Below are 15,764 nucleotides of genomic sequence, written 5' to 3'. Positions count from 1 at the left end.
AGCCTACCGCTATCGGCCTTTGCCAAAGACCACGATTTCAACGGTGCGGATCAGAATCAACAAATCGAGGAAAAAACTGCGATGCTTGATGTAATACAGGTCGTATTTCAGTTTTTCTAAGGCGTCAGCTTCAGTTGCACCGTATGGATATTTCAACTGCGCCCAACCCGCAAGGCCAGGCTTAACATTATGGCGCTCGTTATAGTAAGGAATTGACTTAACTAGGTTTTGCACAAACTCTGGGCGTTCAGGCCTCGGCCCGACAAAGCCCATATCACCGCGCATTACATTGTATATTTGCGGTAATTCATCAATGCGATACTTGCGAATAAAATTGCCGATTCGCGTTGTCCTATCATCGTTTTCCGATGCCCACTGCGCACCGTTTTTCTCGGCATCCACGCGCATACTTCGGAACTTGACGATGTAAAATGGATGCCCGTCAACACCCACGCGTTCCTGGCGATAAAAAATAGGCGCAGAAAAGCCATCATCGAGTTTAATAATAATGGCAGTAAGCAACATGACTGGCCAGGTAATGAGCAATAAAGTAAACGCAATGGCGGCATTGAATAGCCAATCTAGCGTATTGCGTAAATAATTGGTCGAGGTAAAGCCGTTAGAATAGATAACCCAACTAGGATAAATAAGGTTGACGGCTATCTGCCCTGTCTCGCGTTCAATAAAATCGAGAATTTCGGTGACTTCAATACCGCGAATTTTACAGGCGAATAGTTCATCAACGGGTAAATTGTTGCGGCGCTCATCATTAGCAACGACAATTTCATCAATTTCGTTATCAAGGGCATAGCTGACCAGTGAGCCATCGAGTGAAATTTTTGTTTCTCGCTCAATACCGTCTGGACTATCGCCTGTCATCTTCACATACGCGTGCACCTTAAACGACTGGCGATCAACGTCACGACGCATCCGTTTTTCAATAATCGACGCCCGTTGCCCTGCGCCAATAACTAAGACTTTCCGTTTGTGAAAGCCAAAAAAGTCAATGCGATGTGCGCCATAACGCAGCAATAACACCAGTACTAGACCCGACAATGACGCTAGGCCCAATACCTCGATTGGTAAGGCAAAGCTACTGTAAAGGGGATTGATAAGCGCAACAATAGAAAAAGCAATAGCCACAGCCAAAAGAATACGGCGGAAAAGCCCCCGAAAGTTCTCGCGTAACTTAGAGTTGTACAAGCCAAGTGCTAAACTCGTCAACTGTGACACTAAGCCAAAGACTAAGGCATAAATAAAAAGGAAATTGCTTGGTAACACTGGAGACAACGCAATTTGGAATTGATTATTGAGCGCAACAGCGATCAGCATACCAGCCATAAACACTAGTAACTCTAGTAGCACAAATGATTTGCTGTTGATTGATAAATCTCGAAATGCTATGACAGGCATACTATTTATTTTATTCCCTTAAACATGCTAAACGAATATAGAAAAGTACTTATTTCGACGCTTTAACTACTCTAGCAGAGTTAACTTTACATTTACATAGTTTAAATTAGGTAATCTAAATGTTAAAAAGTGTGCAAGGTTTAGAAAAATACCATACAATCTTTTAGCAGTATTACAATCAACATTGGGTATCAAAAGGTAATAACCATGGAAAAACGTATTATCCAGCTGATGAAGATATTAGTAGTCGCCGCCTGTGGCATTTTGTTGAGTTCATGTAGCTCAAATAAACTACCGCAAGCAACCTTACACCCCTCTAAAACAGAAAGTATTGACTCATATAGGTACCTGATTGGTGCTGGTGATTCAGTCAACATTTTCGTCTATGGCAACCCTGAGGTATCTGGCACCTTTACTGTGCGACCAGATGGCATGATCACGACCTCATTGGTTGAAGATATTCCAGTATCAGGGCGGACGCCAACAGAACTTGCGCGAGAAATTGAAGCCGTACTGGCGACCTTTCTGAGAGAGCCAATCGTGACGGTAACGGTCGGAGGTTTTGTTGGCCCGTTTAGTGAGCAAATTAGAGTGATCGGTGAAGCGGCACAACCGCTCGCCATTAATTACAAAAAGAATATGACCCTGCTTGATGTCATGATCAGTGTCGGCGGTTTGACTGAATTCGCAGATGGCAACGATGCCGTATTAGTGCGGATTGAAAACGGTCAACAAAAACAATACTCGCTCGCTATTGATGACTTGCTAAAGCAAGGCGACATTTCAGCTAATGTTGACATGTTGCCTGGCGACATCATCATCGTACCAGAAACTTGGTTCTAAATAGCAGTATTTAACCTGTTTGTAAGAGGTCAGGAATGCAAGAGTTAATTGAACAAATAGTTGATTATTTAAAAGGAATTTGGATAAAGCGTCGTTATATTATTATTGCGACTTGGGCTATTTGTCCGCTCGGTTGGTACTTTGTCGCACAATTGCCAAATGTTTATGAATCATCTGCACGTGTTTACGTTGATACCCAGTCGTTGCTGCGTCCTTTGCTCAGAGGGCTCACGGTTGAAACCAACCCTGACACTCAAATCCGGCTAATGGTGCAGACCTTGCTCAGCCGCCCCAACCTCGAGCGCATATCTCGCATGACTGACCTAGATGTGCAAGCCAACACCACTGAAGAATATGACAAAATCATTGAAGATCTAAAAAAAGATTTAAAGATATCTAGTGCAGGCCGCGAAAATATCTTCACACTCTCCATTGAAGACAAAGATGCCGAAACGGCAAAAAATATCGTGCAGTCAGCGTTGACAGTTTTTATTGAAAATACGCTAGGCGAAACAAGGAGTGACTCTGACGAAGCACAAAAGTTCTTAAACGCGCAGATTCGTGATTACGAAAACCGGTTATTGGCGGCCGAAGGTCGATTAACTAACTTTAAGCAAAAGTACGGCAATGTGCTGTTGAATAACAGTGGTGGTTTTTACGCGACGCTCAACCAAGAAAAGGAACAGCTAGAGCGCGCGGAGTTACAACTTGCCGAAGCACAAACGCGGCTCAGCTCAGCCAAAGCTCAGTTAGCCGGTGAAGAGCCTGTGTTTGGGCTATTCAGTAGCCGAGTTCAGACGAATAACAGTATCACCACAACTTACGACAGCAGAATTCAACAGCTTGAAGAGGCTATGGATTCGCAGCTACTTCGCTTTACAGAGAACCATCCAGAAGTAAGAGAAATTCAGCGTCGCTTGGACGAATTAACCAAGCTGAGACAAAAAGAAATAGAAGAATACTATACAGCGTTGAAGACAGATAGTTCGCAAGGTAACAATAACATTACCAGCGTTGATAAAAATCCTGTATACCAAGAACTCAAGATCCAAGCGAACCAATATGAAAACGAAGTAGCTTCGCTCACCGTCCGAGTAAACAACTTTAAACAGCGCGTAATTGAAATTGAAAACCGTATTCACTCGCTCCCTGAAATAGAAGCTGAGCTTACCGCATTAAATCGCGGCTATGACATTACCAAAGCTAAGTATGAGGAACTGCTGGCACGCAAAGAAACCGCGCAGCTGGCTCAGCAGGCTGATGAGACTACCGATAAAATACAGTTTCGCGTTATTGACCCACCGAGAGCGGCATTGCAGCCTTCTGGGCCACCTAGGTTACTATTTTTTATCGGTATAACTATTGTTGGCATTGGCGTCGGCGTTGGTATCTCACTATTGATGAGCCAAATTAGCCCAGTAGTAACTTCAAGCCAACAAATGTCTCGCATCACGGGTATTCCAGTATTTGGCACCGTTTCTGCGAATGACAGTCTGGGCTTACATAAATGGCATAAGAAAAAAACCGTTCTATTTATGCTGTCAAACCTAGTCTTAATTATATTGCTCGCGAGTTTTATTAGTTATTTTACATTCCCTGATTTAATTCAAGCGCCACTGAAAGGAGTATTAGGCTAATGAGCACCATCGAAAAAGCCTTAGCAAAGCAAAAAAGTGCGCAGCAAGAATTAACGAATAACCAGAACGTTGAGCAAGTTAACAAGTCACTCTCTGCAACGTCTAGTGAGACGGAGTCAACAATACAAACAACGGCAAGCGCTCAGCAACAGTATGTCGAGCAACAAAGCAGAGAAATATACATTGATAATGACAAGTTAACTGAGCGCGGCTTTCTGCATAGTGGTGGTGACGCTCATCATCAACAAGAAGAGTTTCGTCATATCAAGCGTAAGTTGCTAAATAACGCTTTTGGCGCAGCGTCAAAAACACTTAAACAAAGTAACCTCATTATGGTGAGTAGTGCTAACCCTAACGAAGGTAAAACTTTTGTTTCGATCAACTTGGCGCTAAGCGTAGCATTAGAGCAAGACAAAACGGTACTGCTAGTCGATGCTGACGTGCTAAGGCCAAGCCTACACAGAGAACTTGAGTTTGAAAACGACACTGGCTTACTCGATTACCTATGTGGTGATACCGACAATGTCGCAGAGATCATTTACCCCACTAACTTAGTGAATCTAAAAATAATGCCCGCAGGTAGCGTCCACCATTTAACGAACGAATTGTTAGCCAGTGAACGGATGGCCAAGCTGGCAAATGAGTTGTCTGCCCGATACCCAGATCGCGTTGTTATTTTTGATAGCCCGCCACTACTTGGCGTAACAGAAACTCCTGTCTTGGCAAGCTTAGTAGGTCAAGCCGTTGTGGTCGCTGAAGAATCAAAAACGAAAATAGAAGATATTAAACGAGCAACATCTCAACTTGACGAAGAACTGGCAATTGGTTTCGTGCTCAACAAAACCATTAAAACCAGCAAGGATGTATATGGCTATTACGGATATGGCTACGGCCGAAAGAAATAAGCTAAAGTTATCAAGCCTTTTCGGTGTTACTTTACTTTTGGCGCATCCTGAGATTGCACACGCAGCCAGCAATGAGCTATCTCCGTACATTGGCATTGAAGAAATATACTCAGATAATGTTGAACTGAGCAGCTTTAATGAGGAAAACAGCTTTGTTACTCGTGCCAATGTCGGCGTCCGCAATAATTACTCTTCAAGCGTTGTAGATGCCAGTATTAACGGCAACTATTCACACTTATTTTATAGCCATGACAGCAGTGCTGACAATGGTTATGAGTCGCTCAACTCCACGATTAATATCTCTCCGTGGAGAAAGGGGCCACAGTTAAACCTGTCTGGCACCATTGCCAATACACCGCAAAGTATAGGGGGCAATTTTGCTTCTGACCTGATTTCGGGCGACACAGTACGCACCACCAATTATGGTGCAGGGTTATCTTACAGTGCCCAAAATAGTGATTTTCTGTTAACCCTAGGGGGGCAATATAACGATAGCCGATCGGAAGATGATGTTGGCAGCAGTTATGGCTACGCCACCAGTTTAGGTTTCCAAAATGGTACGGGGCAAAAATTCGTGTTTTGGAATATTTCAGCAAGTTACTCGGACCGCAATAATCAGCGCAACTCAGCGCGAAGTTATCAAATACAAGCAACAGTAGGGCTAATATCCGGCTGGAAACTTAACCCCTTTATTCGTTATTTTGATGAAAATTATTCTGGCAGCGTTACTAACAATAACTTAAACCAAGGGGAATCTCTTGGCGCTGGTATACGCTGGCAACCTGCTAAATTAATGGTGATTGACTTATCATACAATAAGGCGGAAGACGAAGCGGTCAGTGATGATTACGTTGCCTTTGAATTCAGCTGGCAACCGACCACCCGCACGCAAATAGCGGCCAACTATAATCAACGCTTTTTTGGTGATTCTTATGGCTTAAATATCAATCATAGAAACAAGCGGCTCACCAATGCCATTAGCTACAATGAACAAGTTCAGGCATTCCAAAGGGATAACTTTGAGCTTTTCGTTGACTCAACAGTATTCTGCCCTGTTGGCCAACCTATTGATCTGGAAGAGTGTTTGCCAACTCTAGAGGGCCAAACACAACCTGAATTGTTTGTTGAGTTCCCCATTTTCGATATCCGCCCTGTTGAAGACAACCAATTTTCGCTTAATAAAAGGTTGGCGTGGAGTTCAAGCCTATCACTACCGCGCACAACCTTGGGTTTAACCATTTCCGGCAATGAGCGCGAAGACCTTAATACCGGCAATACCCAAGATGTTATCTCAATAAACATTAACGCGAATCGTCGATTAAACCCCAGAAGCAACATCACTGCTGGTTTTCAATTTTCTCGTAATGACTTTTTCACCCGTAATGTTGATATAGATGCTGAACGCAAAGACTACTATCGCAGCTATAATCTTGGCTATTCACTGGATTTTGCGCGATCATTATCGCTTAACTTCAATCTAAGGCATCTAGTGCGTTCATCAAATTTTGATATTAGATCATATGACGAAACGCGCGCCACCTTGTCAGTAAGAAAAGATTTTTAAATATGTACGAAAGTTATTACGGCTTTACTGAGCGTCCGTTTCAGCTCAGCCCCGACCCGCGTTTTTTCTTTGCCTCTAAACATCACCAACGGGCGCTGTCTTACCTGCAATACGGCCTAGATCAGAAAGAAGGTTTTATTGTCATCACAGGCCCAATCGGAACGGGTAAAACCACCATTGCACGCAATTTACTCAGTAACTTACCTGAGGCCAATATTGTTGCAGCGCAGCTTGTCACCACTAAACTCAGCCCAGAAGAACTGCTAGAGCTAGTGATCGCTGAGTTTCGCATTCCCTACCAAGGGGAAAGCAAAGCGGATATGCTCAAGGCGATCGAAACGTTTTTAACTTCGCTGCACCAACAAGGTAAACGCGCGTTATTACTGGTTGATGAAGCGCAAAACTTACCCGCAGAAACCGTAGAAGAATTGCGCATGTTGTCGAACTTTCAGCAAGACAACCAGCCCCTTATTCAAAGTTTTTTGCTTGGTCAAGAAGAGTTAAAGGGCATTATTCAAGCACCCAATATGGAGCAATTTCGACAGCGGATTATCGCCTCAGCACATTTGCGTCCACTTACCCCGGAAGAAGTTGAGCACTACATCAACCACCGTATTCAACTGGCGGGCTACGATAAAGACGACTTATTTTCAGCACAAGCATTTGCTGTTATTCACGAAAAAACCCAAGGTGTGCCCAGAAAGATTAATATCTTTGTCGATCGTATTTTGCTGTTTGGTTTTCTTGAGGAGCTAGCGAGCATTAATATTGATGCCATTCACGCCGTAGCCCAAGAAATGGCAGTTGAACTTACGGGCTCGTTGTCTGGCAGTATCGAGCCACAAGTCCAAACGGCAAGCAACGAACAACTCGTGGTGAATTCAACAGAAAACGTTGAGAACATCAAAGACGTTTTGCGTGAAATTGAAGAGATTTTAGAAACCTCAATTAAGCAGAAAGTTAAAATGGCAAGGTATGTCGACAAGCTGCTGAAACAGAAAAATCGTCAATTTGCAGAAGCATCCGTAGCCGCTAATACGAGTCCAAGTAAACCCGATTAATCGACATTTGTTGCAACATATCCAAGTGCGACAAGGCTTCGCAATAGTGCTAAAATCAGCGGCCTGTTAAATCTGAGCGAAACAACATGTTAGCATTACGTTCACTTTTTTACTTTTTGCTTTCTCTACCAGTTAGGTTACTGGTACGCTGCAAAATTGTTCCAGATACATTACCGGAACTACTCAAAGAAGACGCCAAACAACCAATTTTCTATATCGTCCGCCACCAATCTGCGAGCGATCTTTTAGCACTGCAAAAAGCGTGTAAAAGCATGGGGCTACCCGATCCGTTAGGACAAGTAACGATTAAAGGGCAAGCTTTTGATCGCACCTTGTGCTTGGAGAAACCAACCGCCTTATTCTTTGGTAAGAAACAACGTAAAACAAAAGCGCTGATTCAGGGTATTCGACTGCTTAAACGTCACGCGGAAGATCCGACACTTGACGCGCAACTCATCCCAGCTAATCTCGTCTGGGGTCGGCGCCCGACGATTGAAAAGAATAACGCCAACGTTGGGACATTACTGGCGGACCAAGAGTCGCCCACTCCATTGCGCAAATTTTTTATCGTCCTCTTTCTCGGTCGACATACGCTGGTGCGCTTTAGCGAAGCCTTATCACTGCGTACTATGGCTGATGATCACGGTACAGACAAATCAACAGCGCACAAATTACTACGCGTAGCGCGATTCCATTTTCACCGCCAGACGGTTGCCGCAACAGGCCCGCGATTAATGCATCGCGATCAAATGTTTACCGCACTGTTGGCGAATCCTGCAGTGAAGCGCGTTATTGCTGACGAAGCGGCAAGTAAGAAAATTCCGGCACAAAAAGCAAAACAGCAAGCACTGAAAATGATGGATGAAATCGCTGGTGATTATCGCGATTCAATGATCCGCTTTGGCGATCGCATCTTAACTTGGCTGTGGAATCGCCTTTATCAAGGTATTGAAGTTAACAATGCTGCTAAGCTTCGAGAAGTCGCGCAAGACGGTCACGAAATCATCTATGTTCCCTGTCACCGCAGCCACATGGATTACCTGCTACTGACCTACGTTATTTTCCATGAAGGGCTAGTCACACCGCGTATTGCCGCCGGTATTAACCTAAACTTCTGGCCAGCAGGTCCTATTTTTAGAAAAGCCGGGGCATTTTTTATTCGTCGCAGCTTCCGTGGCAATCGCATGTATTCGACAATTTTCCGCGAATATTTAGGTTTGTTATTTGAACGCGGTTATGCCGTTAAATATTACACGGAAGGTGGGCGCAGCCGCACCGGCCGACTGCTACAACCTAAGACGGGGATGTTGGCAATGACGATTCAAAGTCTCCTACGCGGTATCGACCGCCCGCTAACGCTCGTGCCAGTTTACATCGGTTACGAGCATGTGATGGAAGTAGGCTCATACCACAAAGAACTCAGTGGCAGTAAGAAACAGAAGGAATCGATTGGTGGCGTTGTCAAGGCGATCAAAAGCCTGCGCAACTACGGCAAAGGCTATGTGAATTTCGGTGAGCCGATCAATATTAACCAGTTTCTCAATAACCACGTTGATGATTGGCGCGACGCTATTGACCCCATAGATCCACAAAAGCCTAGCTGGTTAACACCAACAGTTAATACACTGGCCAATGACGTCATGGTGTCGGTGAATAAAAGTGTCGCGTTAAATCCTGTGTCCTTAGTCGCACTCATCTTGCTAGCGACTGAAAATAGAGCGATGGCAGAAAGTGAGTTAATCCAGCAGCTTAATTTCTTTATCGACATGCAGAAGCATGCACCTTACAGCGATGCAATGACATTACCGGAAGGCACTGCCGATGAGCTTGTTGCGCATATCAAATCGCTTGGTAAGGTAACGATTGAGCGCGATAACCTAGGTACCATACTGTCATTAAATAACACCGCATCGCTGGAAATGCGTTACTATCGCAACAACATTTTGCACGCCTACGTGATACCTGCGCTTGTTTGTCGAATTTTGGAGCGCAACGCGAAAACTAGTCACCAAAGTGTAATTGACCAAGTAAGCCAACTGTTTGCGCTGATCAAAGCAGAGTTATTTTTATGGCAAGCAGAAAACGAGGTGGTGGCGCAAACAGAACAAGTGCTCGCAACCCTTGCTGAGCAAGAGATGATCAAGCAAAGCAAAGCAGGTTTTTGGACCGTTCATGACTGCACGACCGTCAAAGCTAAGCTCAGAGTAATGGGAGAGTGTATCGACGAAACGCTGCAACGCTTGGCGATTATCACTAACTTACTAACACAGCTGGCACCAGCGAGTAAGAGTGCACTTGAAGAGCAAGTCATTACCATTGCGAAGCGATTGTCTAAGCTCAACAACATTAATGCGCCTGAGTTTGTCGACAAAAAAGCACAAGCTGCGCTTATCAATGTACTTAAAGAGCAAGGTTATGCCGCCACTAACGACAATAGCTATTTAATTGACACGCCAGCACTGGGCTCACTTAAAGAGCTGATCAACAATTTGGTGGATATCGAAGTACTGCAAAGCATTGCCAGATAAGTGAGCTTATCAAATACAAAAAGGCGCGTTAGCGCCTTTTTTGATCAACTTCTCTGGAAAATTAATAACCCCAATATTCAATCACTAAGCCAACAAAAATTACTAAGCCAACGTAGTGATTGTTTAAAAAGGCCTTAAAGCAAGGTTCTCTGCGTCGGTTTTTAATCAGCATTTGTTGGTAACAGAAAAATCCCGCAGCAACAACTAATGACAGTTGATAAGGCCAACCATAAGCCATTAACTCGCCGATGGTAAGTAAGATAGCCAGCACCATTAGCTGCAAGAAGCCAATAATACGTATATCGAATCGCCCAAATAAGATGGCCGTCGACTTGACGCCTATTTTGAGGTCATCGTCGCGATCAACCATGGCATACATAGTGTCGTAGGCAACGGTCCACAATAAATTTGCCGTAAATAATAACCAGGCAACCGTCGGCACCTGCCCTTGAATTTCAGCAAACGCCATAATCATGCCCCAACTAAACGCAGCCCCCAATACAACTTGCGGTAGATGTGTGTAACGCTTCATAAAGGGGTAACTCGTTGCCAGTAGCAGGGCGACAACAGCGTATTGAATCGTTAGCCAGCTTAGGTTGATCGCTAGTGCCATTGCCGCGCCAATCAAAAAGCCAAACAGCATAATGGCTTGGTCTGGGGTCATTAAGCCCGACACTAAGGGGCGTTGCTCAGTGCGTTTCACTTTGCCGTCAACTTTCCGGTCAGCAAAATCGTTAATCACACAGCCCGCACTGCGCATAATCACAACACCAAGGGTAAAAATTAGCAATAGCACACCATCAGGTAAACCGTCAGACGCTACCCAAAGTGCCCAATACGTTGGCCACAACAACAGGTACGTGCCAATCGGTTTATCAATGCGGGTAATTTGTTTGATCGCTTGCCAACTCATTGTCGTCATTGTTACGCGCTCGCCTCCATCGCTTGGTAAGCAACAGCTTGAGGTAAAAATACTTCAGCAACAGCCAATGGTTTATCGTGTAAAAAGAAAATTGAACGTCGCCCCCAAAGCGCTTCTTGTACGGGTAATGAAAGTTGCTGAGCCAACTGACCGACAGCACTCTGTGGGCTGAACTTAGCCACCGAAAACTCACCGCGCGTTAAATAGGGGCTGTTAAAAATAGCCTGACCCAAAGGCATATTACCCAGCTCACCAAGAAAAGCCTCGTCTCCGGTTAACGTGCTCAGCGGCATCAAGCTACGGGCAAATACTTGTGGTTTGCCATCACATAACAACAACACTTCACGCACCAGCATTGCTTCGCCAGCTGGTATGTACTGACAGGCTTCCTGTTCACTGCAGACTTGCTCCGCCTGCCCAATCACCACAACCTCAAAATGATGACAGTGTGCTTTTAAACGGGCGGTTAAGGAGCCACTGTCAAATAACCAAGACTTGAGTGCTGGGGAGAGCGCAGATTCGGCGTTAGCCTGCCATTTGGCGGTCAATGTCACCGGAAAAAGATGGGTACAATCAAACATAACTAAGGATATTGTTAGCAATATCGTCATGATAACAGCCCTTAGTCTATTTATACTAATTTTGACCACTATCACGCAGGTAAATCGAATAAATTTGCAACGAGAACTACCCTTTTTTCGCCATCAAGTTACAATGTTTTTACAAATATCGAGAATGTCTTGCGATTAAGCGTTGTGCCAATGAAAAAACTTTCCCTGATACTAGTGTTAGCCCTAGCCTCTCTCACTGCTAAAGCCTCAGATTACGTCTACTATGGCTTCCAGCCAGATATCATTACCAATTACGTAGCGGTTAAAAAAAAGCTAGGTTATGTGCGCCTAACGGTTGAGCTAATGATTGAAGGCAGTGGAAATTTAGAAGCTGTAGAACACCACGCGCCGTTATTGCGCGATGCGATTATCAACATTATCGGTCAGCAGTCAGAAGAAAAAATAAAATCCATTAACGGGCGCCAGCAGATACAACGCGAATGCGAAGCGAAAGTGAAAGAGCTACTCACTCAAGAAACAGGCCAGCCATTAATCAAGCGCTTAATGTTTACTCAGTGGTTAGATAATTAACCGTGCAAGCTAACTTAAACAGTTAGCTACCTAAACTACACAATTTCTAGCTAAGCGAGCACCCCATCGTGCTCGCTATGTGTCATTTTCACTGGGCTTCAAGTGGTACATCCGTTACTGCGACTTTAACGTTTTTGAGCATTTAACCAAGCTAACGCACAGCCAACAATCAAGCCGACCAAGTGCGCCGTATTTGCCATATTGATTGGCAGAATATCGACAAATCCCAAGACCAACCAAATCAGTAAAAAGCCCACCACAGGTTTTGATAAACCTACGCCCTTTTCTGGCATCAACCAACCAGCAAACCAAGCAAAGCCAACGACTGCGTATACCACGCCGGATAAACCGCCGAAATTAGGGCCAGCAACGAGAAACTGCCCGAGGTTAGAGGCAATAGCTGACAACAAGAATAGATTGACGATTTGCCAACGACCAAACACGCGTTCGATAGCGCCCCCCAGTTGCCACCACCACAACGTATTAAAGGCAATATGAAGTAATGAGAAGTGTATAAATGCCGGGCCAATCAAACGCCAAGGCTCAGTCAGTAATACTTGAGTACTGAGGGTATTAAAAAACGATAATTCGCCAAATAACGTGCGCCCTAACCCCAAGTTAGCCGCGATATAAACCAGCCAACAAAGTGCAAAAACCACCAAGGTAAATGGCCCTGCTTGCGCCAAAAATTGCTGCTTTACGCCTGAGAAAGCGTGATTTGGCATTGCTTGACTTGGCTCACCGTGTTGCCAAGCGGCTTGTTGATATTTGGGGTGATATGGCTGTAGCGCAAATTCGCCAAACAATTGTTTTGCGTGCTCGATATGCTCAACGGCGACGCACACCCAATGGGCGTGATCTTGTTCAACCAGCTCTGCGGGAATTTGCAAACTCGACAAATAATCGACAAACAGCTGACCGATGGCTTGTTGATCAACCTTGACCAACGGCTGTAATGGCAAATGGCTCATTACTTTTCAATCAGCTCAGGGTACAGCTGTTGCCACTGCACAAACCCGCCGTCGAGGGAGTATACATCGCTAAAATCTTGGTTGTGCAAAAAGTCTGCCGCAGGTTGGCTAGAAATACCGTGGTAACAGCACACGACCGTGGGTTTATCGAAATCGGCTTCACGCAAAATATCCGGTAGGTTTTCATTCGTTAAATGAATCGCACCGGGGATTCGCCCTTGGCTAAACGTATTGGCATCGCGAATATCAAGAATAACAAAGTGATCATCAGCAAGTTGCTCTGCCAATTGTGCCGCAGACAAGTGCGTAAAATTACTGGTTGGTTGCATATCAAACACCTAAAAATAAAACTCTGGGCATTATACGAATTTTCATCACAAATAAAAAAGGCACGTATTGGTACGTGCCTTTGGTGTCGTTCATCTCATTTTGCTAACACTTATTGCTGCCAATCCAGAATCACTTTACCTGAGTGACCAGAGCGCATCACGTCAAAACCTTGCTGGAAATCATCCACTGAATACTGGTGCGTAATGATTGGACTCAGATCTAAGCCCGACTGGATCAAACTCGCCATTTTGTACCAAGTCTCGAACATTTCTCGTCCGTAAATTCCCTTGATCGTTAAGCCTTTAAAAATGACCTTGCTCCAGTCAATCGCCATGTCTTGACCGGGAATACCCAACATCGCAATTTTGCCGCCGTTGTTCATATTCTCGAGCATATCGTGAAATGCCACGGGCACACCCGACATCTCCAAGCCAACGTCAAAGCCTTCGGTCATCCCCAGCTCAGCCATGACATCGCTGAGTTTTTGTTGAGAAACATCGACCGCGCGAGTTGCGCCCATTTGCTTCGCCAAATCAAGGCGATACTCATTGATATCGGTGATCACTACGTGGCGAGCGCCTACGTGTTTAGCAACGGCCGCCGCCATAATACCAATTGGGCCAGCCCCCGTAATTAATACGTCTTCACCCACTAGGTCAAACGATAGTGCTGTATGTACCGCATTGCCAAAGGGGTCAAAAATCGCCGCTAACTCGTCCGAGATTTCATCGGGTAGTTTAAATGCGTTGTAAGCCGGGATAACAAGGTATTCAGCAAAACAACCCGTGCGGTCAACGCCAACGCCAACTGTATTGCGACACAAGTGTGTACGGCCACCGCGGCAGTTTCGACAGTGACCACAGGTAATATGCCCTTCGCCAGAAACGCGATCGCCTATTGAAAAGCCTCTTACCTCTTGGCCTATGCCAACAACTTCACCCGCGTATTCATGGCCGACCACCATAGGCACAGGTATGGTCTTTTGCGACCACTCATCCCAATTGTAAATATGGATATCAGTACCGCAAATCGCCGTTTTCTTGATCTTAATTAACAAGTCATTGTGACCTAACTCCGGCATCGGCGAGTCGGTCATCCAAATGCCTTCTTTAGCATGTAATTTGGCAAGTGATTTCATTAACAGGCTCCTACTTGATGACACCCAGTTCTTGGCCAATACGCGTAAAGGCCGCAATGGCTTTATCGAGTTGTTCACGCGTGTGGGCGGCTGAAATTTGCGTGCGAATACGCGCTTGCCCTTTCGGTACAACAGGGAATGAGAAACCAATCACGTAAATGCCTTCAGCGAGTAGCTTATCAGCCATTTTACTGGCCAGTGCCGCATCGCCAATCATCACCGGTACAATGGCATGATCAGCACCTGCACAAGTAAAACCCGCCGCTTCCATTTGCGTGCGGAAGTAAGCTTGGTTTTCACGCAATGTTTTGCGCAAGTCATCGCCATCCGCCAATAAATCCAACACTCGGATAGAGGCTGAAACAATCGCCGGTGCTAAGGAGTTAGAAAACAAATACGGGCGAGAGCGCTGACGTAGCCACTCGACAATTTCTTTGCGACCTGCGGTGTAGCCACCTGACGCACCGCCCATGGCTTTACCTAAGGTACCAGTAATAATATCAACACGGCCCATTACGTCACAAAACTCATGACTACCACGGCCTTTGTCACCCACAAAGCCCACGGCATGAGAATCGTCAACCATCACCAACGCATTGTATTTATCGGCTAAGTCACATACCGCTTTTAAGTTGGCAATCACGCCATCCATTGAAAATACACCATCAGTGGCGATTAACTTAAAACGAGCGCCAGCGTCATCCGCTTCTTGCAAACGCGCTTCAAGCTCTACCATATCGTTGTTGGCATAGCGAAAACGCTTTGCCTTACACAAGCGCACACCGTCAATAATCGAAGCGTGATTGAGCGCGTCTGAAATAATCGCATCCTCAGGCCCAAGCAAGGTTTCAAATAAGCCGGCATTGGCATCAAAACACGAAGAGTACAAAATCGTGTCTTCCATACCCAAAAAGTCACTTAGCTTTTGCTCAAGTGTTTTGTGAATATCTTGCGTGCCGCAAATAAAGCGCACTGAGGCCATACCAAAACCGTGCTCATCTAAGCCCGATTTTGCCGCTTCAATCAATGCTGGGTGATTTGCCAAACCCAAGTAATTATTGGCACAGAAGTTAACGACCTCTTCGCCACTGCTAACCGCGATTTGTGCTTGTTGTGCGGTTGTGATCACCCGCTCTGCTTTGTACAAACCATCAGTTTTCACTTGATCGATTTGCGATTGTAGATGCGCATAAAAATTCGATGACATAAGTGCCTCTAATTATTTTTGTCTTGGAGTACGATGCTAATAGCCATAAGCATTGACCTAGCAGATTGATTTTTCAAGCTGCGAAACATACTTGCATACTTGT

14 protein-coding genes are annotated in these 15,764 nt (G+C 45.1%); 7 read left to right on the top strand and 7 right to left on the bottom strand.

Annotation, left to right across the window (positions count from 1 at the left end):
- Positions 1–9 precede the first annotated feature (9 nt).
- Positions 10–1,404, bottom strand: coding sequence for a TIGR03013 family XrtA/PEP-CTERM system glycosyltransferase (locus DXX93_RS00570; RefSeq protein WP_374188936.1), 1,395 nt, complete (start codon positions 1,402–1,404; stop codon positions 10–12).
- 216 nt (positions 1,405–1,620) lie between these two features.
- Here DXX93_RS00570 and DXX93_RS00565 point away from each other — a divergent pair, with 216 nt between their 5' ends.
- The 6 genes from DXX93_RS00565 (at position 1,621) to plsB (ending at position 9,951) form a co-directional block, all read left to right on the top strand.
- Complete coding sequence (locus DXX93_RS00565; RefSeq protein ID WP_116006357.1) at positions 1,621–2,256, top strand: XrtA/PEP-CTERM system exopolysaccharide export protein; 636 nt, start codon at positions 1,621–1,623, stop codon at positions 2,254–2,256.
- Between the two features lie 35 nt (positions 2,257–2,291).
- Complete coding sequence (locus tag DXX93_RS00560) at positions 2,292–3,893, top strand: XrtA system polysaccharide chain length determinant (protein WP_116006356.1); 1,602 nt, start codon at positions 2,292–2,294, stop codon at positions 3,891–3,893.
- Positions 3,893–4,798 (top strand): XrtA-associated tyrosine autokinase, encoded by a 906-nt coding sequence (locus DXX93_RS00555; RefSeq protein ID WP_116006355.1) that lies wholly within the window; start codon positions 3,893–3,895, stop codon positions 4,796–4,798. The genes DXX93_RS00560 and DXX93_RS00555 overlap by 1 nt, the downstream gene beginning before the upstream one ends.
- On the top strand, positions 4,761–6,362 hold the full coding sequence (locus DXX93_RS00550) for a TIGR03016 family PEP-CTERM system-associated outer membrane protein (RefSeq protein ID WP_181902096.1): 1,602 nt from the start codon (positions 4,761–4,763) through the stop codon (positions 6,360–6,362). Before DXX93_RS00555 ends, DXX93_RS00550 begins: the two co-directional genes overlap by 38 nt.
- A 2-nt stretch (positions 6,363–6,364) precedes the next feature.
- Positions 6,365–7,423, top strand: a complete 1,059-nt coding sequence (locus DXX93_RS00545; RefSeq protein WP_116006353.1) for an XrtA/PEP-CTERM system-associated ATPase — start codon at positions 6,365–6,367, stop codon at positions 7,421–7,423.
- 86 nt (positions 7,424–7,509) lie between these two features.
- Positions 7,510–9,951, top strand: a complete 2,442-nt coding sequence (gene plsB, locus DXX93_RS00540) for a glycerol-3-phosphate 1-O-acyltransferase PlsB (RefSeq protein ID WP_116006352.1) — start codon at positions 7,510–7,512, stop codon at positions 9,949–9,951.
- A 61-nt stretch (positions 9,952–10,012) separates the two neighbouring features.
- Here the strand turns inward: plsB and ubiA are convergent, their stop codons facing one another.
- Positions 10,013–10,873, bottom strand: coding sequence for a 4-hydroxybenzoate octaprenyltransferase (ubiA, locus tag DXX93_RS00535; protein ID WP_116006351.1), 861 nt, complete (start codon positions 10,871–10,873; stop codon positions 10,013–10,015).
- Between the two features lie 2 nt (positions 10,874–10,875).
- Entirely contained in the window at positions 10,876–11,484 is a 609-nt protein-coding gene (locus DXX93_RS00530; RefSeq protein WP_258872553.1) for a chorismate--pyruvate lyase family protein, read from the bottom strand.
- 150 nt (positions 11,485–11,634) lie between these two features.
- Between DXX93_RS00530 and DXX93_RS00525 the strand changes: the two genes are divergently transcribed.
- A complete protein-coding gene (locus DXX93_RS00525) occupies positions 11,635–12,015 on the top strand; it encodes a flagellar basal body-associated protein FliL (RefSeq protein WP_116006349.1) in 381 nt (126 codons plus the stop codon).
- A gap of 125 nt (positions 12,016–12,140) precedes the next feature.
- Here DXX93_RS00525 and glpG read toward each other — a convergent pair whose 3' ends face one another.
- From glpG to DXX93_RS00505, 4 genes are all read right to left on the bottom strand, one after another.
- Positions 12,141–12,986 carry a rhomboid family intramembrane serine protease GlpG gene (gene glpG / locus DXX93_RS00520; protein ID WP_116006348.1) on the bottom strand — a complete coding sequence of 282 codons (846 nt, stop codon included), beginning with the start codon at positions 12,984–12,986 and terminating at the stop codon, positions 12,141–12,143.
- Entirely contained in the window at positions 12,986–13,315 is a 330-nt protein-coding gene (gene glpE, locus DXX93_RS00515) for a thiosulfate sulfurtransferase GlpE (RefSeq protein WP_116006347.1), read from the bottom strand. The genes glpG and glpE overlap by 1 nt, the downstream gene beginning before the upstream one ends.
- 110 nt (positions 13,316–13,425) lie before the next feature.
- The gene (tdh, locus tag DXX93_RS00510) at positions 13,426–14,454 is read right to left on the bottom strand and encodes an L-threonine 3-dehydrogenase (RefSeq protein WP_116006346.1); all 1,029 of its coding nucleotides are present in this window, start codon (positions 14,452–14,454) and stop codon (positions 13,426–13,428) included.
- A 10-nt stretch (positions 14,455–14,464) separates the two neighbouring features.
- Entirely contained in the window at positions 14,465–15,661 is a 1,197-nt protein-coding gene (locus DXX93_RS00505; protein ID WP_116006345.1) for a glycine C-acetyltransferase, read from the bottom strand.
- Positions 15,662–15,764: the final 103 nt, after the last annotated feature.

Source organism: Thalassotalea euphylliae, assembly GCF_003390335.1.
Taxonomy (GTDB): Bacteria; Pseudomonadota; Gammaproteobacteria; order Enterobacterales; family Alteromonadaceae; genus Thalassotalea_F; species Thalassotalea_F euphylliae_B.
The sequence above is the reverse complement of the archived record's forward strand: the minus strand, read 5'-3'. Positions and strand labels throughout refer to the sequence as shown.

Bases quoted from the DNA above. Each gene is read 5' to 3' on its own strand.
- ubiA (WP_116006351.1), bottom strand. From the start codon at position 10,873: ATGACGACAATGAGTTGGCAAGCGATCAAACAAATTACCCGCATTGAT.
- glpE (WP_116006347.1), bottom strand. From the start codon at position 13,315: ATGCAACCAACCAGTAATTTTACGCACTTGTCTGCGGCACAATTGGCA.
- DXX93_RS00555 (WP_116006355.1), top strand. From the start codon at position 3,893: ATGAGCACCATCGAAAAAGCCTTAGCAAAGCAAAAAAGTGCGCAGCAA.
- tdh (WP_116006346.1), bottom strand. From the start codon at position 14,454: ATGAAATCACTTGCCAAATTACATGCTAAAGAAGGCATTTGGATGACC.
- DXX93_RS00525 (WP_116006349.1), top strand. From the start codon at position 11,635: ATGAAAAAACTTTCCCTGATACTAGTGTTAGCCCTAGCCTCTCTCACT.
- DXX93_RS00530 (WP_258872553.1), bottom strand. From the start codon at position 11,484: ATGACGATATTGCTAACAATATCCTTAGTTATGTTTGATTGTACCCAT.
- plsB (WP_116006352.1), top strand. From the start codon at position 7,510: ATGTTAGCATTACGTTCACTTTTTTACTTTTTGCTTTCTCTACCAGTT.
- DXX93_RS00560 (WP_116006356.1), top strand. From the start codon at position 2,292: ATGCAAGAGTTAATTGAACAAATAGTTGATTATTTAAAAGGAATTTGG.
- DXX93_RS00545 (WP_116006353.1), top strand. From the start codon at position 6,365: ATGTACGAAAGTTATTACGGCTTTACTGAGCGTCCGTTTCAGCTCAGC.
- DXX93_RS00565 (WP_116006357.1), top strand. From the start codon at position 1,621: ATGGAAAAACGTATTATCCAGCTGATGAAGATATTAGTAGTCGCCGCC.
- DXX93_RS00505 (WP_116006345.1), bottom strand. From the start codon at position 15,661: ATGTCATCGAATTTTTATGCGCATCTACAATCGCAAATCGATCAAGTG.
- glpG (WP_116006348.1), bottom strand. From the start codon at position 12,986: ATGAGCCATTTGCCATTACAGCCGTTGGTCAAGGTTGATCAACAAGCC.
- DXX93_RS00550 (WP_181902096.1), top strand. From the start codon at position 4,761: ATGGCTATTACGGATATGGCTACGGCCGAAAGAAATAAGCTAAAGTTA.